The sequence below is a fragment of the Actinoplanes sp. TBRC 11911 genome (assembly GCF_012933445.1).
In the GTDB taxonomy this organism is placed as follows: Bacteria; Actinomycetota; Actinomycetes; order Mycobacteriales; family Micromonosporaceae; genus Actinoplanes.
In genome coordinates, this window is sequence record NZ_JABBNC010000002.1 from 434551 (window position 1) to 458142 (window position 23592).

28 protein-coding genes are annotated in these 23592 nt (G+C 70.1%); 17 read left to right on the top strand and 11 right to left on the bottom strand.

The features are described from left to right. Window positions 1-73 precede the first annotated feature (73 nt). The 5 genes from HH310_RS05130 (at window position 74) to rsrA (ending at window position 3090) form a co-directional block, all read left to right on the top strand. Entirely contained in the window at window positions 74-742 is a 669-nt protein-coding gene (locus tag HH310_RS05130; protein ID WP_169174198.1) for an SOS response-associated peptidase, read from the top strand. Between the two features lie 177 nt (window positions 743-919). Next, on the top strand, window positions 920-1315 hold the full coding sequence (locus HH310_RS05135) for a WhiB family transcriptional regulator (protein ID WP_169174199.1): 396 nt from the start codon (window positions 920-922) through the stop codon (window positions 1313-1315). Window positions 1316-1334: 19 nt separating this feature from the next. Continuing rightward, window positions 1335-1937 carry an alpha/beta family hydrolase gene (locus HH310_RS05140; protein WP_396027489.1) on the top strand — a complete coding sequence of 201 codons (603 nt, stop codon included), beginning with the start codon at window positions 1335-1337 and terminating at the stop codon, window positions 1935-1937. A gap of 68 nt (window positions 1938-2005) precedes the next feature. Beyond that, a complete protein-coding gene (locus tag HH310_RS05145) occupies window positions 2006-2797 on the top strand; it encodes a sigma-70 family RNA polymerase sigma factor (RefSeq protein WP_169174201.1) in 792 nt (263 codons plus the stop codon). A gap of 5 nt (window positions 2798-2802) precedes the next feature. Further along, window positions 2803-3090, top strand: a complete 288-nt coding sequence (gene rsrA / locus HH310_RS05150; protein WP_169174202.1) for a mycothiol system anti-sigma-R factor — start codon at window positions 2803-2805, stop codon at window positions 3088-3090. Between the two features lie 45 nt (window positions 3091-3135). Here the strand turns inward: rsrA and HH310_RS45715 are convergent, their stop codons facing one another. Continuing rightward, window positions 3136-3210 (bottom strand): 50S ribosomal protein bL37, encoded by a 75-nt coding sequence (locus tag HH310_RS45715; RefSeq protein WP_370657623.1) that lies wholly within the window; start codon window positions 3208-3210, stop codon window positions 3136-3138. Between the two features lie 126 nt (window positions 3211-3336). Here HH310_RS45715 and HH310_RS05155 point away from each other — a divergent pair, with 126 nt between their 5' ends. After that, window positions 3337-3555 (top strand): biotin/lipoyl-binding carrier protein, encoded by a 219-nt coding sequence (locus HH310_RS05155; RefSeq protein ID WP_169174203.1) that lies wholly within the window; start codon window positions 3337-3339, stop codon window positions 3553-3555. Here HH310_RS05155 and HH310_RS05160 read toward each other — a convergent pair. Further along, on the bottom strand, window positions 3552-5027 hold the full coding sequence (locus tag HH310_RS05160) for a tetratricopeptide repeat protein (protein WP_248293734.1): 1476 nt from the start codon (window positions 5025-5027) through the stop codon (window positions 3552-3554). The two genes, HH310_RS05155 and HH310_RS05160, sit on opposite strands and share 4 nt — an antisense overlap. Before the next feature lie 214 nt (window positions 5028-5241). Between HH310_RS05160 and HH310_RS05165 the strand changes: the two genes are divergently transcribed. The 5 genes from HH310_RS05165 (at window position 5242) to HH310_RS05190 (ending at window position 11488) form a co-directional block, all read left to right on the top strand. Further along, window positions 5242-6276 carry an SIS domain-containing protein gene (locus tag HH310_RS05165; protein ID WP_169174357.1) on the top strand — a complete coding sequence of 345 codons (1035 nt, stop codon included), beginning with the start codon at window positions 5242-5244 and terminating at the stop codon, window positions 6274-6276. 28 nt (window positions 6277-6304) lie between these two features. Next, window positions 6305-7855, top strand: coding sequence for a sensor histidine kinase (locus HH310_RS05170; RefSeq protein ID WP_169174205.1), 1551 nt, complete (start codon window positions 6305-6307; stop codon window positions 7853-7855). 291 nt (window positions 7856-8146) lie between these two features. Continuing rightward, window positions 8147-9841 carry a nitrite/sulfite reductase gene (locus HH310_RS05175; protein WP_169174206.1) on the top strand — a complete coding sequence of 565 codons (1695 nt, stop codon included), beginning with the start codon at window positions 8147-8149 and terminating at the stop codon, window positions 9839-9841. Between the two features lie 151 nt (window positions 9842-9992). After that, entirely contained in the window at window positions 9993-10733 is a 741-nt protein-coding gene (locus HH310_RS05185) for a phosphoadenylyl-sulfate reductase (RefSeq protein WP_169174208.1), read from the top strand. Next, a complete protein-coding gene (locus tag HH310_RS05190) occupies window positions 10715-11488 on the top strand; it encodes a sirohydrochlorin chelatase (protein WP_169174209.1) in 774 nt (257 codons plus the stop codon). Before HH310_RS05185 ends, HH310_RS05190 begins: the two co-directional genes overlap by 19 nt. A 344-nt stretch (window positions 11489-11832) precedes the next feature. Here the strand turns inward: HH310_RS05190 and HH310_RS05195 are convergent, their stop codons facing one another. Next, entirely contained in the window at window positions 11833-12087 is a 255-nt protein-coding gene (locus tag HH310_RS05195; RefSeq protein WP_093619131.1) for a WhiB family transcriptional regulator, read from the bottom strand. A 425-nt stretch (window positions 12088-12512) separates the two neighbouring features. Beyond that, a complete protein-coding gene (locus tag HH310_RS05200; protein WP_169174210.1) occupies window positions 12513-13463 on the bottom strand; it encodes a diacylglycerol kinase family protein in 951 nt (316 codons plus the stop codon). 52 nt (window positions 13464-13515) lie between these two features. Between HH310_RS05200 and HH310_RS05205 the strand changes: the two genes are divergently transcribed. After that, window positions 13516-13896 carry a hypothetical protein gene (locus HH310_RS05205; RefSeq protein ID WP_169174211.1) on the top strand — a complete coding sequence of 127 codons (381 nt, stop codon included), beginning with the start codon at window positions 13516-13518 and terminating at the stop codon, window positions 13894-13896. Window positions 13897-13953: 57 nt separating this feature from the next. After that, the gene (locus HH310_RS05210; protein WP_169174212.1) at window positions 13954-14649 is read left to right on the top strand and encodes a FadR/GntR family transcriptional regulator; all 696 of its coding nucleotides are present in this window, start codon (window positions 13954-13956) and stop codon (window positions 14647-14649) included. Here the strand turns inward: HH310_RS05210 and HH310_RS05215 are convergent. Together HH310_RS05215 and sodN are read right to left on the bottom strand one after the other, a co-directional pair. Next, the gene (locus tag HH310_RS05215; RefSeq protein ID WP_169174213.1) at window positions 14646-15068 is read right to left on the bottom strand and encodes an ATP-binding protein; all 423 of its coding nucleotides are present in this window, start codon (window positions 15066-15068) and stop codon (window positions 14646-14648) included. The genes HH310_RS05210 and HH310_RS05215 overlap by 4 nt on opposite strands. A gap of 86 nt (window positions 15069-15154) precedes the next feature. After that, entirely contained in the window at window positions 15155-15559 is a 405-nt protein-coding gene (gene sodN, locus HH310_RS05220; RefSeq protein WP_169174214.1) for a superoxide dismutase, Ni, read from the bottom strand. An 86-nt stretch (window positions 15560-15645) separates the two neighbouring features. On the opposite strand from sodN, the gene HH310_RS05225 reads away from it, so the two are divergent. From HH310_RS05225 to HH310_RS05235, 3 genes are all read left to right on the top strand, one after another. Further along, window positions 15646-15954 (top strand): S26 family signal peptidase, encoded by a 309-nt coding sequence (locus HH310_RS05225; protein WP_312033841.1) that lies wholly within the window; start codon window positions 15646-15648, stop codon window positions 15952-15954. A gap of 182 nt (window positions 15955-16136) precedes the next feature. Beyond that, window positions 16137-17297 carry an NADP-dependent malic enzyme gene (locus HH310_RS05230; protein ID WP_169174359.1) on the top strand — a complete coding sequence of 387 codons (1161 nt, stop codon included), beginning with the start codon at window positions 16137-16139 and terminating at the stop codon, window positions 17295-17297. 11 nt (window positions 17298-17308) lie between these two features. Further along, window positions 17309-18259 (top strand): zinc-binding dehydrogenase, encoded by a 951-nt coding sequence (locus tag HH310_RS05235; protein ID WP_169174215.1) that lies wholly within the window; start codon window positions 17309-17311, stop codon window positions 18257-18259. A gap of 7 nt (window positions 18260-18266) precedes the next feature. Here the strand turns inward: HH310_RS05235 and HH310_RS05240 are convergent, their stop codons facing one another. Beyond that, window positions 18267-19142, bottom strand: a complete 876-nt coding sequence (locus HH310_RS05240; protein ID WP_169174216.1) for an alpha/beta hydrolase — start codon at window positions 19140-19142, stop codon at window positions 18267-18269. 121 nt (window positions 19143-19263) lie between these two features. Here HH310_RS05240 and HH310_RS05245 point away from each other — a divergent pair, with 121 nt between their 5' ends. Next, window positions 19264-19428, top strand: coding sequence for a hypothetical protein (locus HH310_RS05245; protein WP_169174217.1), 165 nt, complete (start codon window positions 19264-19266; stop codon window positions 19426-19428). Window positions 19429-19447: 19 nt separating this feature from the next. Here HH310_RS05245 and HH310_RS05250 read toward each other — a convergent pair whose 3' ends face one another. From HH310_RS05250 to HH310_RS05265, 4 genes are read right to left on the bottom strand one after another with little or no spacing between them, the layout of a single operon-like run. After that, window positions 19448-20557 carry an acetate/propionate family kinase gene (locus HH310_RS05250; RefSeq protein WP_169174218.1) on the bottom strand — a complete coding sequence of 370 codons (1110 nt, stop codon included), beginning with the start codon at window positions 20555-20557 and terminating at the stop codon, window positions 19448-19450. Beyond that, window positions 20554-22611, bottom strand: a complete 2058-nt coding sequence (gene pta, locus HH310_RS05255) for a phosphate acetyltransferase (protein ID WP_169174219.1) — start codon at window positions 22609-22611, stop codon at window positions 20554-20556. The genes HH310_RS05250 and pta overlap by 4 nt, the downstream gene beginning before the upstream one ends. Window positions 22612-22632: 21 nt before the next feature. Next, window positions 22633-23391 carry an AAA family ATPase gene (locus HH310_RS05260; protein WP_169174220.1) on the bottom strand — a complete coding sequence of 253 codons (759 nt, stop codon included), beginning with the start codon at window positions 23389-23391 and terminating at the stop codon, window positions 22633-22635. Further along, entirely contained in the window at window positions 23381-23560 is a 180-nt protein-coding gene (locus tag HH310_RS05265) for a DUF6104 family protein (RefSeq protein WP_169174221.1), read from the bottom strand. Before HH310_RS05265 ends, HH310_RS05260 begins: the two co-directional genes overlap by 11 nt. Between the last annotated feature and the right edge of the window lie 32 nt (window positions 23561-23592).

Here is a 23592-nt window from a genome sequence, read left to right on the forward strand (position 1 = left end):
AGGTGGCGCCGAAAGCCCATCCGACAATCCGCCGGACCACGCCCACGCTCGGTGAGGCGTACCGTTTGCTGCCATGTGCGGGCGGTACGCGACGACGCGGAGCGAAGCGGATCTCAGCGACCTCTTCGACGCCGTCAACGTCACCGAGGGGCTCACGCCGAGCTGGAACGTCGCGCCCACCGACCCGGTCCCGCTGGTCCGGGTGTCGCAACGAAGGCAGGAGCGCGTGCTCGACGCCGCGCGCTGGGGCCTGGTGCCGCCGTGGGCCGACGACCTGCGCGCCGGCTCCCGGATGATCAATGCCCGCTCCGAGACGGTGGCCACCTCGCCGGCCTTCGCCCCGTCGTTCGCCAAGCGCCGCTGCCTGATCCCGGCCGACGGCTGGTTCGAGTGGCTGCGCGACGGCAAGCGCAAGCAGCCTTATTACATGACGCCGGAAGACGGCGGCGTGCTGGCGTTCGCGGGCCTGTGGTCGGCGTGGGGCCCGGAATCGGTGCTGACCTGTACGATCCTGACCGCGGCGGCGGACGGCGAGCTGCGTCGGGTGCACGACCGCATGCCGCTGGTCCTGTCCCGCGAGCACTGGGACGAGTGGCTGACCGCCCCGGACGCGACGGCTTTGCTGACGCCGGTGGTCCCGTCCGGGATCGAGCTGCGGCCGGTCGGCGCCGCTGTGGGAAATGTCCGTAATAACGGCCCCGAGTTGATCATCCCGGAGCAGACCGAAGCGACCCTGTTCTGACCGTCTACTTTGCGCGTATATAGACGTGTTTACCTTTAGCAACTTTGTTTCAAGATTGATAACACCCTTGTTCTGATCTCCTACCCTGCGGTACAAAACTGCGCCGGAGTGGTACCGGTTCCGTACGGTGCGGGCCGTCGCCACACGCAACACCGGTCCCACGGGGGAGGTGGGCTGATGACACGGGCTCGTATGCCGCGCCCGAACGAAGTGGCCATCGCACGACGCGATCCGCGACTGCTCGACGCCATCCGGGAACGCCGCACCGACGAGGCGTGGCGCACGCGCGGCGCCTGCCGCAGCGTCGACCCGGAGACGTTCTTCCCGGCACCGAACGAGCCGTCCGAGGGTGCCATCGCACTCTGCGGCACGTGCTCGGTGCAGGGCCCCTGCCTCGCTTGGGCGTTGCAGGTGGGCGACTGTCACGGGGTCTGGGGCGGCACCACGCCCCGGGAGCGCCGGGCCATGCTGGTCGCGTGGCGCGAACGTGTAACACCGAACGGCGACGCGGTCGAGGACGAACCGGACGAGGAAGACCGTCGCCTGCTCACCCTGGAACCGGTGAGCCACTGAATCGCCCATCATGGGAGCTGTGACCAGCTTCGAAATTGAGACGCCACGCGGGCCGGCCGGCCTCCGGATCACGGAGCCGACCGGCCCGCTCGTCAGCATGCTTGTTCTCGGGCACGGTGCCGGCGGCGGCGTCGACGTGCCCGACCTGACCGCGGTGCGCGAGGCGGTGGTCGACGCCGGCGTGCGGGTGGTGCTGGTGACCCAGCCGTACCGGATGGCGGGACGGAAGGCACCCGCACCGGTGAATCAGCTGGACGAGGCCTGGACGGCCGTCATCGAGCAGCTGCGCGAGCCGGGGCTTCCGATGATCTTCGGAGGGCGGTCCAGCGGAGCCCGGGTGGCCTGCCGGACGGCCGAGCCGCTGGGTGCCGCCGGGGTGCTGGCGCTGGCCTTTCCGCTGCATCCGCCGGGCAAGCCGGAGAAGAGCCGGGCCGGCGAACTGCCCACCCGCGTCCCGACCCTGGTGCTGAACGGGGACCGCGATCCGTTCGGCGTGCCGGAGGCCACTTCCAGCGTAGAAGTCCTGGTCAGGCCCGGTGCAACCCATGACCTGCGCCAAGGCGTACGGGAAACGGCCGAGCTGGCCCGCACCTGGCTGAAGCAACACAAATGGGCTGCCTGAGATCGGAATGTTGGTGGCCCTGTTGTGGTTACACAACCCGGGAGACGTACGTCGGAAGGGGTTGTGAGGTGCGAGCTGGAATCCAGCGCGACCCACGTGAGGTCGACCGGGTGCGGAACCTGTTGAGTTCCCCCGAGTGGCCTGTGAAGGAGCCCGAGCCCGCCATGCCATTGGTGAGTGTCAGCACACCACCGGTTTTCGAAGCCGGTAGTGGGGCAGTACCCGTATCCTCGGCGGGGCGGTCGAGGGGAGAGCAGAGGGTGGCCCAGACGGAACGCACTGAGGATCGGCGCGCTCGTTTCGAGCGGGACGCGCTGCCATTCGTGGACCAGCTGTACGCGGCCGGTCTGCGGATGACGCGCAACCCGGCCGACGCCGAGGATCTCGTACAGGAGACGTTCCTGAAGGCGTATTCGGCGTTCCATCAGTTCGAAGAGGGCACCAACCTGAAAGCGTGGTTGTACCGCATCCTCACGAACACCTATATCAACTCATATCGCCGCCGGCAGCGGCAGCCGGTGCAGGCTCCCACCGAGGAGATCACCGACTGGCAGCTCGCGTCGTCCGAGTCGCACACCTCCGGTGGTCTGCGCTCGGCCGAGACCGAGGCGCTCGACCGCCTTCCGGACAGCGACATCAAGGAAGCCCTACAGTCCCTGCCGGAGGACTTCCGCCTGGCCGTCTACCTCGCCGATGTCGAGGGTTTCTCGTACAAGGAGATCGCCGACATCATGGGAACGCCCATCGGCACCGTCATGTCGCGGCTGCACCGCGGCCGTCGCAACTTGCGTAAGCTGCTTGAGCAGTACGCCGCCGACCGCGGCATCACCCGGACCGCATCGGAACCGCAGGAGGCGTGACGGCGATGAGCGGCCTGAACGACGAACCCGAAGACGCCGACTGCGACGACGTGCTCGGCGAGGTCTACCTGTATCTGGATCTCGAATGCAGCGAGGATCGCCGCGTCCTGATCCAGAACCATCTGGACACCTGCACGGGTTGCCTGCGCGAGTTCGGCATCGAGCACGAGGTGAAGGCTCTGGTGGCTCGTTGCTGCGGCGACGAGACCGCGCCGCGCGAGCTGCGTGACCGGCTCCGCGTCAAGCTGGACCAGCTCGAGGTCCAGGTGGAGACCCGCGAATACCTCCCGTAAGGCAAGCGAAAGGCCCGGCGAAAGCCGGGCCTTTTTCTATGTTCCTCAGCTGTTGGGGCGCTTGCCGTGGTTGGCGCTGCTCTTCTTACGAGCCTTCTTCTTCCGGGACTTCTTTGCCATGGTTCGACTCCTCTACGTACGAATCCTCCGATCGTAGACGGCGCTTGCGGTGGCCCCCGACTGGGCCGTAACCGATCCATGGTTTGATGGCGCTGACCGTTAGCGAAATGTAGGAGGGTTTCCCCGATGGCGGACGAGATCCGGGCCGAGATGGTGGCCAACGTGTGGAAGGTCGTGGCCTCCGTCGGCGACGAGGTGGCCGAGGGGGACACCCTGGTGATCCTGGAATCCATGAAGATGGAGATCCCGGTGCTGTCCGAGTCGGACGGCACGGTGGCGCAGCTCGCCGTCAACGAGGGCGACGTCGTCCAGGAGGGCGACCTGATCGCCGTGATCGAGGACTAGAAGTCCCGCCTCCAGCGCAAGAGGAGGTGGCGGGTGCCCTTGCGCTGGCGCGGGATGACCGGCACGCGGGTCAGCGCGGTCGCCAGCTGGCGCGCACTCGCGTCCAGGTCGGGCGTCGCCAGCGCGAGCTCGGCCACCGACCGGGCGCCGGGCCGGGACGCGACCTCGGTGAGCCGGCCCGCCACGATCGACGCCACGTCGGCGCGGGCGTCCGGGTCGATCCACGCCGAGACGATCAGGCCGAACAGCGCGGCCTCGGTGACCCGGTCGAGCCCCCCGTCGAGCAGGTCCAGCAGCAGCCGCCGGCGGGCCGAGTCGAGCCACGGCTCCTCGGTGCCGTGGTGCAGCAGGCCCAGGCAGGCCCACACCTCGGCGGCGGCCACGTCGGCCGGCGGGTGCGCGAGCAGCCCGAGCAGATCGGGCACCGGCACCAGGATCAACGACACGGCGGCGTCGTACGCGGCGCTCGGGTGCGGCCAGGAGAGCGTGGCGACCTGACGTAGTCGCCGGACCGCCTCGGCGCCGGGTTCCGCGGCGGCGGGCACGTTCCCGCGGGGCAGCGGTGCCGCGGCCGGGGCGCCGCCGAGCCACGGGATGGTGTGGCAGCAGTCGGCGAGGTCGGTGTGCTCGTGCGTCTCGTCCGGGTGCTCGCGGATGAAGTCAGCGAGGCGTACGAGATGGGCCAGATCGCCGTCGGCGCGGTGCCGCAGCCGGTGGGCGGTGTGCACGGCGCAGTCGTAGTCGGGGTCGCGGGCCAGCGCGCGGTCGACCCACGCCAGCGCGTCGTCGAGGCGGCCGTTGTCGGCCAGGGTGCCGGCGATGTCGGCGTACACCGACAGGTCGTCCGGATCGTGCGTGACGGCCCGGCGGAGCGCGGCGAGCGCCTCGGGCAGCCGGCCGGCGCTGCGGTAGGCGTACCCGAGCCAGATCTCTCCCAGCTTGGACGGCCGCACCCGCGCACCCCGCGCCGCCCACTCGATGGCCAGCCCGCTCTCGCCGATCCGCCGCGCCAGCGCCGATCCGGCACCCAGCAGCAGCGCGTGCTCGGGATGCGCCGCGATCGCGTTGCGCACCACGGCCAGATAGGGCCGCACGGACGGCGGCGCCGGATCGCCCGCCGCGGTGCACAGCCGCATGAGGGTCTGCGCCAGAAGATCAGGTTCCATCCGTACGCCTAGAGTGGGCTCGCCGACCCACGGCACGTCCGCCCACTCGACGGCCGGCTGGCGCGCGCTGGCCAGGGCCAATAACGGGAGCGCCGCTTCGGGTAGGCCGGCCGCCGCGAGCAGGTGGGCGCGCGCGGCCAGGACACCGGCCGGAGCGTGCGGGCCCGCCGGGAAGAGTTCGAGCCCGCCGTCGCCGGATCGGGCCGCCAACTGGCTGAGCAGCTCGTGCACCTCGGGCAGGGCCGGCGCGTGGCCGAGCGCCCTCGCCACGTGTTCGGCGGCGGCCGACGAGTCGCCGTCCGCCATGGCTGATCTTGCCAGTTCCAGGGCGCGGGCGGCGGCGCGACGTGCTTCCACGAGGGAGAACAGTAGGGGAAGACGGGGCCGGATGTCAGTCCCCATCACATGCTCATTATTGCGCGAAAGATTGACCAACTAAGCTTTATCTTGCAAGACTGCGCAGCGATCGCGCTAATAACGCTCATCCGGGGAGGAACAAGTGGCGCAGCGAGGTCAGGGCATGGCGGCGGACATCGCGGAACAACCGGCAGGATTCGCGCGGTTGCTCGACGACGAGCACTCGTCCGCGATCGCCGGTGTGGCCGCCGAGATCGCCCGGCGCGCGCCGCGCAACGTGGTGTTCGTCGGCCGCGGCACGTCGGACCACGCCGCGCTCTACGGGGCGTACCTCACCGAGATCCGCCTCGGCCTGCCGGTGGCCAGTGCCTCACCCAGCGCCATCACCCTGTACGGCGCGCGGCCCGACTACACCGGCACGCTGGTGATCGGGGTCAGCCAGAGCGGCGGCTCACCCGACCTCACCGGCGTTCTCCGGGTGGCCCGCGAGACCGGCGCGCTCACGCTCGCGGTCACCAACAACCCGTCGTCGCCGCTGGCGCAGGCCGCCGAGCTGTCGGTCGACGTGGCCGCCGGGCACGAGCGCGCGGTGGCCGCCACCAAGACCTATACCGCCGAGCTGCTCGCTCTGCTGATGCTGGTCGAGGGCGTACGGGCGGGGGATGGCCGGCTGCCGGCCGAGGAGCGCACCGCGCTGGACAAGCTTCCGCAGCTCGCCGAGGACGCGCTCCGCGACACCGCCGCCGACGATTTGGCTCAGCGGTACCGTTTCGCTTCCCGCATGGTCACCACCGGCCGGGGGTACGCCTACCCGACCGCTCGCGAGACCGCGCTGAAACTGATGGAGACGTCGTACCTTCCGGCGCTCTCGTTCTCCGGTGCCGACCTGCTGCACGGTCCGCTCGCGATGACCGACCCGGACGTGCCGGTGCTGGCCGTGGTCGGCGACGGGCCGGGCGGCGCCTCGATGCGTGACGTGGTGACCCGGCTGGCCGAGCGCCGCGCCGACGTGGTGACGATCGGCGCGACCGACGTCGCCGGTGCGTCCGGGCGGCTCGCCGTGCCCGGCGTCGACGAGCGGCACGGCCCGTTGCTGGACATCCTGCCGCTGCAGCGGCTCGCGCTCGCGCTGGCGCTGGCCCGGGGCGAGGACCCGGACGCCCCGCGCGGGCTCAAGAAGGTGACCACGACCCTGTAGCGAGGGTCGCGCGTGGCACGCTTGGCGCGTGTCCACGTTGCGCGAACTGGTCGAAGAGCACACCAGCCTCGGCGAACCCGAGATCGACCACCTGCACCGGCTGGCCGGCGACTGGCAGCTGCTCTCCGACCTGTCCTTCGCCGACCTGCTGATGTGGGTGCCGGTGAAGCCGTCGCCGACGCGCCGCGGGCGAGAGTTCCTCTGCGTGGCCCAGGTGCGGCCGACCACCGCGCCGACCGCGTACCTGGACGACCAGGTCGGCAAGATCGTCGGTGGGCCGGAGGTCGCGCATCTCGACATCGCGTTCGCGCAGGAGCGGATCTGGCGCGAGGGCGACCCGGTCTGGTACGGCGACACCCCCGCCCGCCACGAGGCGATCCCGGTCCGGCTGCGCGACACCAAGGATCTCGAGGAGGGCTGGAGCGAGGTCATCTCGGTGATCGGCCGGGACACCAACCTCTCCACCGCCCGTACGCCCAGCCAGCTCGAACTGAACTACCTGACGACCGCCGACGACCTGGCGCAGATGGTCGCGGACGGCACCTTCCCGCCGCCGCATCACCCGGGGGAGACCACCTCGGCGCCGCGCGTCGGCGACGGGCTGATCCGGCTCGACGCGGCCGGCAAGGTCACCTACCCGAGCCCGAACGCCCAGTCCGCGTACCGCCGCCTGGGTTTCAACGCCCATCTCGTGGGCGAGGATCTCGCGCTGCTCACCAGCCGCCTGGCCGCCGACCCGCTGGAGGGCAACGACGCGGCCGAGCGGATCCTCGGCGCGCTCCGCGGCGAGTCGCCGGCCCGGCAGGAGATGGACGCGCGCGGCGCTACCGTGCTGATCCGGGCGCTGCCGCTGATGCCGGCCGGCGTGCCGATCGGCGCACTGGTGCTGGTCCGCGACATCACCGAGGTCCGCCGCCGGGACCGCGCGCTGATGACCAAAGACGCCACCATCCGGGAGATCCACCACCGGGTGAAGAACAACCTGCAGACCGTTGCCGCGCTGCTGCGCCTGCAGGCCCGCCGGGTGGACGCGCCGGAGGCCCGGATGGCGCTGCAGGAGTCGGTGCGGCGGGTCGCGTCGATCGCGCTGGTCCACGAGACGCTGTCCATGTCCAGCGACGAGGCGGTCGACTTCGACGGCATCGTGGACCGGGTCGCCAGCGCCGCCACCGAGGTCGCGGCCACCAACTTCACCGTGAAGATCCGCCGCGAGGGCACCTTCGGGGTGCTGCCCGCGGAGATCGCCACCTCGCTGGTCATGGTGCTCAACGAGCTGCTGATCAACGCGGTCGAGCACGGCTTCCCGGCCCCCGAGGAAGACCTCGAACTGGACGCGCCGCGCGCCGAGGTGGGCGAGGTCGTAGTCTCCGCGCACCGATTCCGCAAGCAGCTACACGTCACCGTCGCGGACAACGGGCAGGGCCTGCCGGACGACTTCCAGGCCGACGCGGCGGGCCGGCTCGGCCTCCAGATCGTGCGCGCGCTCGCCACCGGTGAGCTGCGCGGGAGCATCGAATTGCGGAACCGTGCGGTGGGCGGGACGGAGGCGGTGCTGGTGGTACCGCTGGGCAAGCGTTAGGGGCCGGTGTTACTTCCCACACTCCCGGATTGTGGACCGCCCTGGCTCAGAAGGTTGCTTCGTGAGAGGCTTACCGGCATGACTGCTGCAGTTGACCGCCGCTTCGTGGCTCGGCGCCACGTCGACTACGGCCGTGTCCGCAGCGCCATGTGTCCGGCTTACTGACGCCGCCCGAATGATGTGAGTTCGGGCGCGCACGACGCGCCGGCCCACTCCTGACACAGATGTCACGAGCCCCCAGGTGGCCGTGAGCGTCGCAGCGCGCTCACGAAAACCCGGAGGACCGCCGACATGGCGCCCAGCAGTACCCCCGCAGTCCCCACCGCCCGCCCCCGCAAGGCGCGCGGCGAGGGTCAATGGGCGCTCGGACACCGCGAGCCGTTGAACCCCAACGAGCGCAGCAAGAAGGACGACAACCCGCTCAACGTCCGGGCGCGCATCGAGAACATCTACGCACACGCCGGTTTCGCCTCGATCGACCCCGCCGACCTGCGCGGTCGCTTCCGCTGGTGGGGCCTCTACACGCAGCGCAAGGCCGGGATCGACGGCGGGCGCACCGCGGTGCTCGAGCCGGAAGAGCTCGAAGACGAGTACTTCATGCTCCGGGTCCGCATCGACGGTGGCGCCCTCGATCTCGCCCAGCTCCGGACCATCGCCGGGATCTCGCAGGAGTTCGCCCGCGACAGCGCCGACTTCACCGACCGGCAGAACATCCAGATGCACTGGATCCGCATCGAGGACATGCCGGAGATCTGGCGCCGCCTCGAGGCCGTCGGCCTGGAGACCACCGAGGCGTGCGGCGACTGCCCGCGCGTGGTGCTCGGCAGCCCGGTCGCCGGCGTCGCGGTGAACGAGCTGGTCGACCCGACGCCCGCGATCGACGAGATCACCGACCGGTTCGTCGGCGACCCGCGCTATTCCAATTTGCCGCGCAAGTTCAAGACGTCGATCTCCTGGCTGGTGGACACGCCGTACGAGGTCAACGACGTCTCCTTCATCGGCGTCGAGCACCCCGAGCACGGTCCGGGCTTCGACCTGTGGGTGGGCGGCGGCCTGTCCACCAATCCGCGTCTCGCCGAGCGCCTGGGCGTGTGGGTGCCGCTGAACGAGATCCCGGACGTCTGGGAGGGCGTGGTCGGGATCTTCCGCGACTACGGTTACCGCCGGCTGCGCAGCCGGGCCCGCCTGAAGTTCCTGCTCGCCGACTGGGGCGTCGCACGCTTCCGCGAGGTGCTGGAGAAGGAGTACCTCGGGCGCACGCTGCTCGACGGCCCGGCCCCGGAGCTGCCGGAGAAGCCGGTCGACCACATCGGCGTGCACAAGCAGTCGGACGGCCGGAACTACGTCGGTGCGGCGCCGATCGTCGGGCGGACCTCGGGCACCCAGCTCGCTCGTCTCGCGGACCTGGCGGAGCAGCACGGATCGGATCGGGTGCGGCTCACGCCGTACCAGAAGCTCCTGGTCCTTGATGTCGCGGACGATCGGGTCGAATCGCTGATCACCGGACTGCGCGGGATCGGGCTCGACGCGCGCCCCTCGGCGTGGCGGCGCGGCACGATGGCCTGCACCGGCATCGAGTTCTGCAAGCTCGCGATCGTCGAGACGAAGAAGCGCGGCGAGGAACTGGTGGCCCGGCTGGAGGAGCGGCTCGCCGACTTCGACGTCGACATCACCATCAACATCAACGGCTGCCCGAACGCGTGCGCGCGCACCCAGGTCGCGGACATCGGTCTCAAGGGCCAGCTCGTCATGAACGAGCACGGCGAGCAGGTCGAGGGATTCCAGGTGCACCTTGGCGGCGGTCTCGGCATGTCGAAGGGCGAGACGGCCGGGTTCGGGCGCAAGCTGCGTGGCCTCAAGGCGACCGCGACCGAGCTGCCCGAGTACGTCGAGAAGATCGCCCGCAACTACCTCGCCGGCCGGACGTCGTCCGCGGAGAGCTTCGCGCAGTGGGTGGTCCGAGCGGACGAGGAGCTCATCAAGTGAGCGACGCCCGGTCGGCCCCGCTGTACTGCCCCTATTGCGGGGAGGAGGACCTCTACCCCAACGAGGCCTCGCACGGAGCGTGGGAGTGCCACTCCTGCGCACGAGTTTTCACGGTCAAGTTCAACGGGTTGCTGTCCAAGGGAGTAAACCGATGACAGTCGTGGACCTGGTAGGTTTTTCGGCCCCCACCGAGCCCGGCCGTCGCACCCGCGACGAGCTGGAAGCCCTCGCCCGCGACGCCGCCGTCGCCCTGGAAGGCGCCTCCGCCGAAGAGATCGCCAAATGGGCGACCGACACGTTCGGCCCGCGTTTCTGCGTGACCAGCTCGATGGCCGACGCCGTGGTGGCGCACCTCTTCTCCCGGGTGGCCCCGGGCGTCGACGTGGTCTTCCTCGACACCGGCCTGCACTTCCCGGAGACGTTGAAGGTGCGCGACACCGTCGCCGCCACCATGAACGTCAACGTGCGCTCGATCCGGCCGCGGATGACGGTCGGGCAGCAGGACGGCGAGTATGGGCCGCGGCTGTTCGCCCGCAACCCGGACGAGTGCTGCTTCCTGCGCAAGGTGGAGCCGCTGGAGCGGACCCTGGTGGAGTACGACTCGTGGGCCACCGGACTGCGCCGTGACGAGTCCCCGACGCGTGCCAACACTCCGGTGGTCGCGTTCGACGCGAAGAAGGGCAAGGTCAAGGTCAACCCGATCGCGGCCTGGACCCAGGCGGACGTGGACCGCTACATCAGCCGCTGGAACATCCCGGTCAACGAGCTGTTCAAGAAGGGCTACGGGTCGATCGGTTGCTGGCCGTGCACCCGTCGCACGAAGGCCGGCGAGGACCCGCGCGCCGGGCGCTGGGCGATGTTCGAGAAGACCGAATGCGGTCTGCACGTCTGAGCGGGCTTTCCCGGCCTGCCGTGGTGCTGGTGGCACACGGCAGCCGGGACCCGCGCGCGGCGGCGTCGACGGAGGCGCTGGCCCGTGCGGTGCGGCGGGTCCGGCCCGGGTGGGACGTCCGGGCGGCCTATCTCGATCATGCGGGGCCGCGGCCGCTCGCGGTGCTCGCGTCGCTGCCCGCGGGTACCCGCGCGGTGATCGTGCCGCTGCTGCTGACGTCGGCCTACCACGGCCGGGTGGATGTGCCGGCGATTCTTTCGGCCGCGGCCGATCTGCCCATTGACGTACGCCTCGCGCCGGTGCTCGGTCCGGCTACGCGCGGCGGCGTTTCCCCGTTGCTGATCGACGGTCTCGTGCGTCGGTTGTCGGCGGCGGTGCCCGACGCTCCGCTCCACGGTGTCGTGCTGGCCGCCGCGGGAACGCGCGATCTTGCGGCGCGGGAGACGATCACGTGGGCGGCGGACGCCCTGAGCGCTCGCCTGAGCCTCCCGTGTGCCGTCGCGTATGCCTCGGGTGCCCCGCCCCTGCCCGGTGCGGCTGTGGCTTCGCTGAGGGCTTCGGTGGGTGCCGAGCGAATCGCTATAGCGACTTATTTCCTGGCGCCGGGGTATTTGTACGACTTGGCCGTCGAGTCGGCTCTGTCGGCGGGGGCGGTGGCCGCCGCGGCCCCGCTGGGCGACACGCCCGAGCTGGCCGAGCTGGTCGCCACCCGCGTAGACGCCGTGGCCGCGCCCGCGCTGCCCACCGCCGCCTGATCCACGCTGTGCGGCCTTGCGCCCGTCGTTGCCGGCCGTGGCGGCGGGTGGTTGCGGAGCGTCACTGGCCGGTGGCGGCGACTTCCCCTCCCGAACGGGTGTTTGGGTGTCCACAGCGGAGGGTGAGGGAATGCGGACTAATCGTTTGTGCGCCGGAAGCGCCGCGCTATTTAGAGATCAATTCGCGAAGTAGCGGAAACACAACGTGATCGTATTAGCGCTCTGCGGATGCTCCCGGATAGTTCGCGCGTGTCGTACCGGATCGGCGCGCTCCGTAATCGCCCCGAAACAGCAAGACGCCCCGGTGCCGATCGGCCCGGGGCGTAAATGCTGTGGGGGTTGGTTCAGGCGGTGGGAGCGCCGACCCGGAGGCCGCCGCGGCGCTTGACGGCACGCCGCTCATCTTCGCTCATCCCGCCCCATACGCCGGCGTCCTGACCGGACTCGAGTGCCCACGAGAGGCATTCCTCGGTCACGGGGCACCGCCGGCACACGGCCTTGGCCTGCTCGACCTGCAGCAGGGCGGGGCCGGACGTCCCGATCGGGAAGAACAGCTCCGGGTCCTCGTCGCGGCAGATCGCATCGTGGCGCCAGTCCATGGCGGCAACACTCCTTGTTTCGGATGGGGTAATGAATTCGGTGCTGGTTTTACCTATGCGTGCGCGGTGGCGCTGAGCGGGGGCGACCCGTCCACACGCCGGTGCGGCAGCAAGCTTTATTGGTGTGCTGGATGTCGTTCGGCGCTTCCGGATTAGGAACGCGCACAAGCGGCAACCGGTTACTTCTTATCGCTTGTGAATGCTTTCACGAACTCGTGCGATGTCAAGGGTAGCGGCGGAAGTTTCTCCCCGAGGGTGAGCTGGGTCACGACCGCTTTGTCCGGTTCTGACGCGCATGTCAGGGCCGGTTGACCAACGCTCCCATCAATGTAGTACGGTCCAGCCCGCTGTGCCGACCTTTTCGCCGGGTTTCTGTGACTGATCGTGACAGCGTTACCCGTGTGTGAACGGATGACACCTGATCGTCAACAGATCACACGGAGCGCATGAGGAATCGACACAAAGTGCACCTTCTGCCGCTCGCCCAGGTAGTCGCCGTCGAGCTGGAACGGCTGCGGGCGGTTCGAGATGACCGTGAACTCGGCTTGGTCGTGCAGATGCAGCACCTGCTTGCCGTGCGGCTCGCCCTTGCGCCCGGCCAGTTGCGCCGCGGTGCGCGTGGTGCTGGCGACCGCCAGCCGGCGCAGGGCCATGACGTCCAGGCCGCGGTCGAAGGACGCGGACGGGTTCGGATTGATCGGGCGGTCGCCCAGATAGGTCCACGGCGCGGTGTTCTGCACGATCACGGTGCTCATCTCGGACTCGGTCGGCTCGCCGGGCCGCTCGATGGACAGCGGCGGCGACTTGCGATCGTCGCCGGTGAGGAACTGGCCGAGGATCGAGCGGAAGTACAGCGCGGGCGTCGACGTGCGGCCGCGCAGCCGGGCCTGCTCCACCCGGCGCACCACCGCGGCGTCCAGTCCGAGGCCGGCGGCGAAGGTGAAGTATCGGTCGTCGGCGCGGCCGAGCCCGATCACGCGATGCCGTCCGTCGCGCAGGCCGTCCAGGATGACGCTCACCCCGTCCACCCAGTCGCGGGGGAGGCCGACCGCGCGGGCGAAGACGTTCGTCGATCCGCCGGGGACCACGGCGAGCGCCGGGAGGCGCTGCGCGATAGTTCCGGGCAGGCCGGAGAGGACGGCCGGCGTCTTCATGAGGCCGTTGACCGCCTCATTGACCGTGCCGTCGCCGCCCAGGGTGACCACCACATCGACGCCGCTCTCGGCGGCGGCGCGGGCAAGCGTCGCCGCGTGCCCGCGGCGGGTTGTGTATTCCACAGTCAGATCGACCGCGCTGCGCAGGGCCCGAACCAGTACGTCGCGGCTGCGCTCGCTGGTGGTGGTGGCTTTTGGATTTACCACCAGTAACGCTCGCATGGGCGGCACTGTACCCGGTGAGCGGCCAAAACACTGTCGGTATGGTGCTCAGGTGACCGGTGAGAAGACCGACAGCCCCGCGACTCTGGCGTGGGCCGTCCGCCTGTTGTATCTCGAGACGTTGGGCCTGGTCGCGCTTACCGTGGTGTTGATCGTCGACGCGATCCGCAATCGATCCTCGGTGGGCGCCGGTCTGGCCGTGATGGCGTTGATCGCCGCCGCGGTGGTGTTTTTCACGGCCCGGGGGCTCGGCCGGCAACAGCGCGGCGCGCGCGGGCCGGGCATCGTGATCCAGTTGTTCGTGATCGCGTCGGGCGGCTTCCTCATCCAGGTGCACCCGGTGTGGCTGGGCGTCCTGATGATCGTTCTGGGCGCGGCGGTGGGCGCGCTGCTCGTCGTGCCGCCCACCACGAAGGCTCTGGGGCTGAGTTGACAAGACGCACATCGAATTACGGCTCTCTTTCGACGAGCCAGGGCCTACCCTGATTGAGTGACCGGATCTACGGTGCGACCGCCCGCCTATCAGGTGCTGGCGGACGAGTTGCGGGCCGACATCACTTCGGGACGACTTCAGCCGGGCGAACGCCTGCCACCCGAGCCTGAGCTGTGCGTCAAGACCGGTGTCAGTCGCAGTACGGTGCGCGAGGCGTTACGCCTGCTCGCCAGCCAGCATCTGATCGTGACGACGCGGGGCGTGACCGGGGGCAGCTTCGTCGCGCACCCCGACGCCGAGCAACTGGCCGACGGTCTGGCGACCGGCTTCACGTTGCTGACAAACTCGGCGGATGTGGGCCTCGCCGACATGCTCGAGTTACGGCGCGCCCTGGAGATCCCGGCCGCCGGGCTGGCCGCGCAACGGCGCGACGAGGAGCACCTGGCCGAGATGCGCGCGGCGCTTTTCAACCCGGCCGTCGACGATCTCGACTCGATGATGGCGGCGCACTCGGTGTTCCACTCGGCGGTGGCCAAGGCGACCGGCAACCCGCTGTTCGAGCTGGTGGTGCGTCCGCTCTACCAAGCCTCGTACGGCGAGGACGTCACCGGCAACCTGCCGCCGGCGTACTGGGAGCGCATCGACGCCGACCATCGCCAGCTGATCGAGTGCGTGGCGGCGCGGGACGTCGCGGCGGCCACCCGCGTTGCGGCCGAACACCTCGATTACGTGGCCGAGTCGACCAAGTTCTAGATCTCGGTGCGCCGGGTGAGCAGGCGGATCGTCGCGTGCTGCCCGGTCGCCTCGGCGGAGGCTGAGGTGGTCAGCGCGGTCAGCACCTTCCACGCGAAGGAGGACTCGGCCGGCAGTCGCGCGCCGCGCACGGTCGCGACGGTGACCTCGACGGTCAACGCGTCCTCGGTGACCGCGAACCGGCACTCCAGCTCGGCGCCGCGGGTCGCGATGGCGAGCAGCATGGCGCACGCCTCGTCGACCGCGATCCGAAGGTCTTCGATCTCGTCCAGCGCGAAGTGCAGACGCGCGGCGAGCCCGGCGGTCGCGGTGCGCAGCACGCCCAGGTATCCGCCGTCGGCGGGCACCGTCAGCATGACGACGTCGTCGCCGATCGCCGGATCCGGGTGTGCGTCTGTCAACTGAGTCACCGTAGCCATCCTCCCACCGCCGGCAGACTCTAGTCGACGGTGGGTAAGCATCGCGGCGACGGCCGGTGGGACCGCCGCCGCGACGGGGCCGTGACTCAGGCCTTCTTGGTCTCCCAGAAGATCGTGGAGATCTCCTCGATCTTGTCGAGGAGCTGCTGTCCCACGGCCGGGTCCAGGGAACCCTTGGCACCGGCGGCGCCGGCCAGCTTGGTGGCCTCGTTGAACAGCTGGTGCAGGTTCGGGTACTTCTCGAAGTGCGGCGCCTTGAAGTAGTCGGTCCAGAGCACCCAGAGGTGGTGCTTCACGAGCTCGGCGCGCTGCTCCTTGATGATGATGGCGCGAGTGCGGAACTCCGGGTCGGTGTTCGCCTGGTACTTCTCCTGAATGGCCTTGACCGACTCGGCCTCGATCCGGGCCTGTGCCGGGTCGTAGACGCCACACGGTAGATCGCAGTGCGCGCTGACCACGGTGCGCGGCATGAGGAAACGCGGAAGTCGCATCAGGACTCCTCCATACGAGTTTGCGATGATCCGCGCTTGAATCTACCCCTAACGAGCTGGGCATAACGCGACGGAGGCTGGATGCTGTGAGATGGCGACTACCTTTGCTGACCGCCCTGGTCCAGGGCCCGTCCATGGTTCCCACGCTGCATTCCGGCGACGCCTTGGTGGTGCGCCGCGGCGGCCGGGTCAAGGCGGGGGACGTGGTGATCGCGCGCTTCCGGTCGCGGCCCGATCTGCTCGTGGTCAAGCGCGCCGTGCGTCCCGAGGACGGCGGATGGTGGATCCAGGGGGACAACGAGCTCGTCGAGGACGATTCCCGGGCGTACGGGGTAGCGGATGTCATCGGGCGGGTTTTGTTCCGTTATTACCCGCGGCCGGGCCGGCTGGGTTAGAGTTCTTCATCCCGGGTGATCCCCGGCATCACACCGTGGTCCGCGCATACTCGCGCCCTCGACCGGCCGGTGTTCACGATCAAACCTGATGCCGTGTGGAGTCTCCTGTGTCTTTCTTCAGTTTCGAGCTCGATCCCGCCCTGGCCGCCGATCCCGTCTTCGACCTGCATCAACGCGGCAAGATGGCGATCAGTCCGACCGTTCCGCTGGCGAGCCGCGACCACCTCTCGCTCGCGTACACGCCCGGGGTCGCCCGGGTCTGCGAGGCCATCGCCGAGGAGCCGGCGCTCTTCCACGACTACACGTGGACGGCGAACACGGTCGCGGTCGTCACCGACGGTTCCGCGGTGCTGGGCCTCGGTAACATCGGTCCCCGCGCCGCGATGCCGGTCATGGAGGGCAAGGCCATCCTGTTCAAGCAGTTCGGCGGCGTCGACTCGATCCCGATCTGCCTGGACACCCAGGACGTCGACGGCATCATCGCGGCGGTCAAGGCGATGGCGCCCTCGTTCGGCGGCATCAACCTGGAGGACATCAGCGCGCCCCGATGCTTCGAGATCGAGCGCCGGCTGGACGCCGAGCTCGACATCCCGGTCTTCCACGACGACCAGCACGGTACGGCGGTGGTCACGCTGGCCGCGCTGCGGAACGCGACGACGCTGCTCGGGCGCCGCTTCGCCGACCTGCGCGTGGTGATCAGCGGGGCCGGCGCGGCCGGGGTGGCGATCACCCAGACGCTGATCGCCGCGGGCGTGGACGGCGCCAACGTGATCATCTGTGACTCCCGGGGGATCATCCACGCCGAGCGGCCGGACCTTACCCCGACGAAGGCCGAGCTGGCCGCGACGACCAACTTCTCCGGGCGTACGGGAGGAATCGCGGAAGCCTTGATCGGCGCCGATGTGCTGATCGGGGTTTCCGGGGGCGCCATCGACGAAGCGGCGCTGGCCGGCATGGCGCCCGGCGCGATCATCTTCGCGCTGGCCAACCCGACGCCCGAGGTGCCGCCGGCGGTCGCCCACAAGTACGCGGCGATCGTCGCGACCGGCCGCAGCGACTTCCCCAACCAGATCAACAACGTGCTGGCGTTCCCCGGCATCTTCCGGGGCGCGCTCGACGTGCGGGCCAGCACGATCACGCCGGGTATGAAGGTGGCCGCGGCCGCCGCGATCGCCGACGTCGTCTCGGACGAGCTGCGGGCCGACGCGATCGTGCCGTCGCCGCTGGATCCGCGGGTCGCCCCGGCCGTGGCGAAAGCGGTCGCGGAAGCCGCGGTGATCGATGGAGTCGCCCGGCGTCCGGCTCGCTCCGAGGAACGCGCGCTTATCCCCGGAGGCAACTAGGGTTCTGGGGTATGCGCGCCGCCTACGCCAGCACCACCAACCCCGAATCCCCCCTTGATGAACTCACGGTCGCCGATGTCCCGGAGCCGACTCCGCCGGACGGCTGGGCCGTCGTCGAGGTGCGGGCCGCCTCGCTCAACCGCCATGATCTGTGGTCGCTGCGCGGGGTCGGCCTGCCCGCCGACCGCCTGCCGATGATCCTCGGCTGCGACGCCGCCGGGGTGGACGCCGACGGCAACGAGGTCGTCGTCTACCCGGTGGTCGAGGACAAGGCCGACCCGCGAGGCTATTCGCTGTTGTCCGAGCGCTTCCCGGGCACGTTCGCCGAGCGGGTGGCCGTGCCCCGGGAAAACCTGGTGGCCAAGCCGGCCGGGGTGTCGTTCCTCGACGCGGCGTGCCTGCCGACGGCCTGGCTGACCGCGTACAGCATGCTGACCGGCCGCGGCCGGGTCGATCAAGCCGCCTCGGTGCTGGTCCAGGGCGCCGGCGGCGGGGTGGCCACGGCCGCTGTCGCACTCGCCGCGGCGATGGGCAAGCGGGTGTACGCCACCAGCCGCGACCCGGGTAAGCGGGAGCGCATCGCCGCTCTGGGCGCCACCGCGGTGGAACCAGGCGCGCGACTACCCGAGCGGGTCGACGTCGTGATCGAGTCGGTCGGCGCGCCCACGTTCGACCACTCGATGAAGTGCAGCGCGCCCGGCGCCCGGATCGTGGTCTGCGGCGCGACCGCCGGCAACCAGGCGACGATCGACCTGCGCCGGGTGTTCGCCATGCAGCTGGAGATCCTCGGCAGCACCATGGGCACCCGGGCCGACCTGGAGGGCCTGCTGGAGTTCCTGGCCGCGAACGAGCTGCGCCCGGTGATCGACTCGACGTACGGCTTCACCGCGATCGCGGACGCCTTCGCCCACCTCGAGTCGGGCACCGTGTTCGGCAAGGTGGCCGTCGACTACCTGCACTGAGGGCGGCTCAGAAACCCTTCAAGGTCTCGTTCAGGAACCGCAGCACGGCCGGGTCCATCAGGCGGTAACCGAGTTGGCCGGGCCGCAGATAGTTGGCGTGCGAGACGCCCTGCAGCACTACGTAGCTCTTGGGCCACGGGACACGGGCGTACGCGGCTCGGCTCTTCGCCATCGGCACCACCGGGTCCGCCGTGCCCTGCAGGAAGAGCATGCGGGCCGGTGGGCCGGCGAAGGCGCCGGGCGCGCGCCAGCCGGAGAGGATGACGCCGGAACGCAGCCGCGGGTCGTGGCCCTTCACGAAGAGCCCGCTCGTCGTGTATCCGCCCGCCGAGTGGCCCACCGCCCCGATGTGGTTGATGTCGATGTGCCCGGCGAGCGGGTCGTCCGGGGTCGCGGCGAGCCGGAGCATCCGCTTGATCACGTAACGCGCGTCGTCCGGTTGGTTCACGATGTCCCAGCGCCGGTAGTCGCGCGTGAACTCATGCGTGTACGGATAGCTGGGCGCGGCCACGACGTATCCGGCGGCCGCCCACCCGGCGAGTGTGGCCGCCACCCGTTGGGGTGATCCGCTGAGCCCGTGGCTGTAGAGCACGAGCGGGAAGCGACCGAGCGCCGGCGGCAACCCGGTCGTCGGTCCGAGCCCGACCGCCAGCATCGACATCGCCGGGTAGAAGACCATGGTGGGCAGCGGACGGTGCTGGCCCCGCTGCAGCCGCAGCACGCGTAACCCGACCGGGTAATTCTCCGGCGGCCGCGCCGCCGCCGCGACCGGCATCGGTGGCCGCGCGGCCACCGGCAGTGCGACCGGCCGCCCGGAGCATGAGGCAAAACCCAAGAGGGTGAAGACCGCCAGAAACATCCCGCCGACCCGCCGCGTTCCCATGATCCGACGTTACGGCCGGACACTCCCACTTAGGGGTGAATTCCCCAGACCGAGTGTGTTCGTCCTGCTAAAGGCGGGTGCGGGCTATGCGGGCGAGCGCGGCTTCGCTATGGTCGTCGCCATGTCTGACAACCGAGTCGATCCGAGCGGCAACACCGAGGCCTTCCGGGCGTTCAAGGCGGAGCCGTCCACCGAGCCGGCCGCGGCTTCCAAGACTCCGCTGATCGTGGGCGGCATCGTCGTCGCCGTGGTGCTGATCGCGCTGATCGTGTGGCTGGTTTCCTAGCTCTTTCATTGGCCGGCGTTTATTGGCCCAGCGCCCCTCGCGCCTGGTCGGCGATCTCCAGCTCCTCGTCGGTCGGGACCACACACACCGCGATCCGCGAGTCGTCCGACGAGATGCGCTCCTCGTTCGCCGCGTTGAGGGCCGGGTCAAGCACGATGCCCAGCGACTCCAGGCCGCCGAGCGACGCCGCCCGCACGGCCGGAGCGTTTTCGCCGACGCCCGCGGTGAAGGTGATCGCGTCGACCCGGCCCAGCACCGCCAGGTAGGCGCCCACGTACTCGCGGATCCGCCGGCAATACACGTCGAAGGCGAGCGTCGCGGCCGGGTCGCCGGCCGCGCGCCGGTGCAGCACCGCCCGCAGATCGTTCTCACCGGTCAGCCCGAGCAAACCGGCATGACGGGTCAGCGAATTCTCGATCTCGTCGATCGGCAGACCCGCCACCCGGTGCAGATGGAAGACCACGGTAGGGTCGACGTCGCCGCTGCGCGTCCCCATCACCAGGCCGCCCTGCGGAGACAATCCCATCGTCGTCGCCACGCTGCGGCCGCCCGCCACGGCACAGGCGCTCGCGCCGTTGCCCAGATGCAGCGTGATCACGTTGGTGTCGTCGACCGGCCGGCCGAGCAACGCGGCGGTCCGCCGCGACACGTACGCGTGCGACGTCCCGTGGAACCCGTACCGCCGAATCTGCCACCGCTGGGCGAGGCTCGCGTCGATCGCCCAGGTCACGCCCTCCGGCGGGATCGTCGCGTGGAACGCCGTGTCGAACACCGCCACCTGCGGCACCGACGGCAGCAGCTTGCGGGCCACCGCGATCCCGCTGAGCGCGGCCGGATTGTGCAGCGGCGCGAGCGGCACCACCGCCTCGATCTGCGCCACCACGTCGTCGTCGATCAGCGTGGCGGTGGTGAACGCGGGGCCGCCGTGCACCACCCGATGCCCGACCGCGGCCAGGTCGTCCAGGTCGAGCTCGTCCATGATCCGCTGCAGCGCGGCGCGGTGGTCGGGGGCGTCGCCGCCCTGCTCGCCGATCCGCTCGATCAGGCCCTTGGCCACCGTCGACGCGCCGTCGAACAAGCGGTACTTCACCGAGGAGGAACCGCTGTTGAGCACCAGCACCCGGCTCATCGCGCCGCCGCCTGGATCGCCGTGATCGCCACCGTGTTCACGATGTCCTTTACCGTCGCGCCGCGGGACAGGTCGTTGACCGGCCGCCGCAGCCCCTGCATGACCGGCCCGACCGCGACCGCCCCGGCCGAGCGCTGCACCGCCTTGTACGTGTTGTTGCCGGTGTTCAGATCGGGGAACACGAACACCGTCGCCTTGCCGGCCACCTCGCTCGACGGCAGCTTCGTCGCCGCCACCGCCGGATCGATGGCCGCGTCGTACTGGATCGGGCCCTCGACCGGCAGATCGGGTCGTCGCTCGCGGACCAGGGCGGTGGCCGCCGCGACCTTTTCCACGTCGGCGCCCGCGCCGGAACTGCCGGTGGAGTAGGACAGCATCGCGACCCTCGGCTCGATGCCGAAGGCCGCGGCAGTGTCCGCCGAGGACAGTGCGATGTCGGCCAGCTGCTCGGCGTCCGGGTCGGGGTTGACCGCGCAGTCCCCGTAGACCAGGACGCGGTCGGCCAGCAGCATGAAGAACACACTGGACGCGACCGACACCCCCGGCACCGTCTTGATGATCTCGAAGGCCGGCCGGATCGTCGCCGCCGTCGTGTGGTTCGCCCCGGAGACCATGCCGTCGGCCAGCCCGGCGGACACCATCATGGTGCCGAAGTAATTCACGTCGCGGACCACGTCGTACGCCAGATCGAGTGTCACACCACGGTGTTTGCGCAGCTCCGCATACCGCGGGGCGAAGTCGTCGCGCCACGGGCTGGTCTCCGGATCGACCACCCGGGCGCCCTCGATGGACACCCCGATCTCGCGCGCCCGGCGCTCGATCACGGCCGGGTCGCCGAGCAGCGTGAGGTCGGCGACGCCGCGCCGCAGCAGCGTCTCGGTGGCGCGCAGGATGCGCTCCTCGGAGCCCTCAGGCAGCACCAGGTGACGACGGTCGGCGCGGGCCTTGTCGATCAAATCGTTCTCGAACATCAGCGGGGTGACCCGCGAGGACCGGGCCACGTCCAGCAGCCGGGCCAGCTCGGCAGTGTCCACACTCTCCTCGAACGCGCCGAGCGCGGCCTGCACCTTGCGCGGCGTGCCGGTGCCGAGCCGGGACCGGATGCGCGCGGCGGACGCGATCGTGTGATAGCTGTCCGAGGGCACCACGAGCATCGCCAGCCCCGTATTCAGCCGCTCGATCACCTTGAGCGCGCGCGGATCGGGGAACTCGCCCAGCGTCAGCACGAGACCGGCGAGCGTCACGTTACCCGCCGCGTGCGCGGCACTCGCGGCGACGAGCAGGTCGGCCCGGTCGCCCGGGGTGATCAGCAACGCGCCGTCGGTCAGGTGGTCGAGCACGGCCGGGACGTGCGCGGCGCCGACCACGTAGTCGAGCACGTCGCGGTCGAGGGCCCCGCCGAGCACCGTGGCGTCCAGCTCGGCGGCCACCTCGGCCACGGTCGGCGAGCCCACGGCCGGCACCTCGGGGATCGCCCAGCACGGCACCGGGAGGCCGGGATCGACGAAATCGCCGTTCACCCTGTTGGCGATCAGCGCGACCACCGTCGCGTTCAGGTCGGTGAACGAGTGGACCGCGCTGCGGGCGGCCGCCGCGAGCGACTCGGCCGAACGCCCCTCACCGCTGATCACCGGCAGCACCACGCTGCCGAACTCGGTCGCCAGCCGCGCGTTGAAGCCCAGCTCGCGGGGCATCTTGTCGTCGCCGTCGGTGTCCCAGCCGGAGAAGTCGCTGCCGATCACCACGACCGTCGCGGACCGGCGCTCGACCTCGTTGTAACGCTCGACGATGCGGGAGATCAGCTCCTCCCACTTGCCGTCGGCGACCAGCGCGCTCGCCTCGGCGGCGGTGACGCCGAACGAATCCGCATAGGGCGCGACCACCGGATAACGCTCGGTCAGCAGGGTGAGCAGGGCGTCGTCGCGAGCCGAGAGGAGCGGGCGGAACACGCCGATGCGGGCGACCCGCCGGGACAGCAACTCCACCAGACCGAGGGCGACGGTTCCCTTCCCGACGCTTGGTTCGAGACCCGCCACGTAGATGCTTTGTGCCACGTCCTCAACCTACCGCCGTCGCTAGTCGCGCGAATTGGCCTGTGGATAACCCAGAACCGACCGCAGGAACGTGTCCGGAGAGTCCAGGAAACGCCGCCAATTGCCGACGATGTCGAGCTCTTCCCAGGTGGCCTTGCGGATCCCGTGCGAACCCAGCTCGAGGATCGTCGCGCCGGGCAGCGCGGTCAGCAGCGGGGAGTGGGTGGCGACGACCACCTGGGCGCCCTCGGCGCGAAGACCGTCGAGGCGGCCCAGCATGCCCAGCGTCGAGACGAACGAGAGCGGCGCCTCCGGCTCGTCCATCAGGTAGAAGCCCGGCCCGCCGAACTTACGGCCCAGCACGTCCAGAAAGCCCTCGCCATGACTCTTCTGATGCAGCTCGGCGTCGAGATTCGGCCCGCGCATCGGCGGGTTCTGTTCCAGATAGGTGTAGAGGCCGTGCATGGTCTCGGCGCGCAGGAAGTAGGCGTGGCCGCCGCCGCCCGCACCGCGGATCACCCGCAACGCGCCGGCCAGCGGCGACTCACTCGCCCGCGTCTGGTGCCGGGCACCCCGCGAGCCACCCTCCGCATTCAGCCCGTACGCCCCGGCCAAGCCCTCGATCAACGTGGACTTGCCGGACCCGTTCTCGCCGACCAGGAAGGTCACCCCGGCCGGGACGTTCAGCCCGTGCTCGAGGACCGCGGCCACCGCCGGGATCGACGCCCACCAGGCCTTCCGGTCCACGGTCGCGGCCGGATCCCGCTCGACGCGCCGCACCGGGCGGGAACTATCCCTCATCGTCCTCGTCGTCGCGGGCCAGCCACGTCGCCAGCCGCTCGATCGGCGTCTCGAACTCGGGGTTGAGGTCGACGAACGTGCGCAGTTGCTCGCTCAGCCACTCGAACGTCACGGTCTCCTCGCCGCGCCGCTCGGCCAGCTCCTCGATGCCTCGATCGGTGAAGTACACGATTCCTCCAGCGTGCCGAAGGGGCGCCCGAG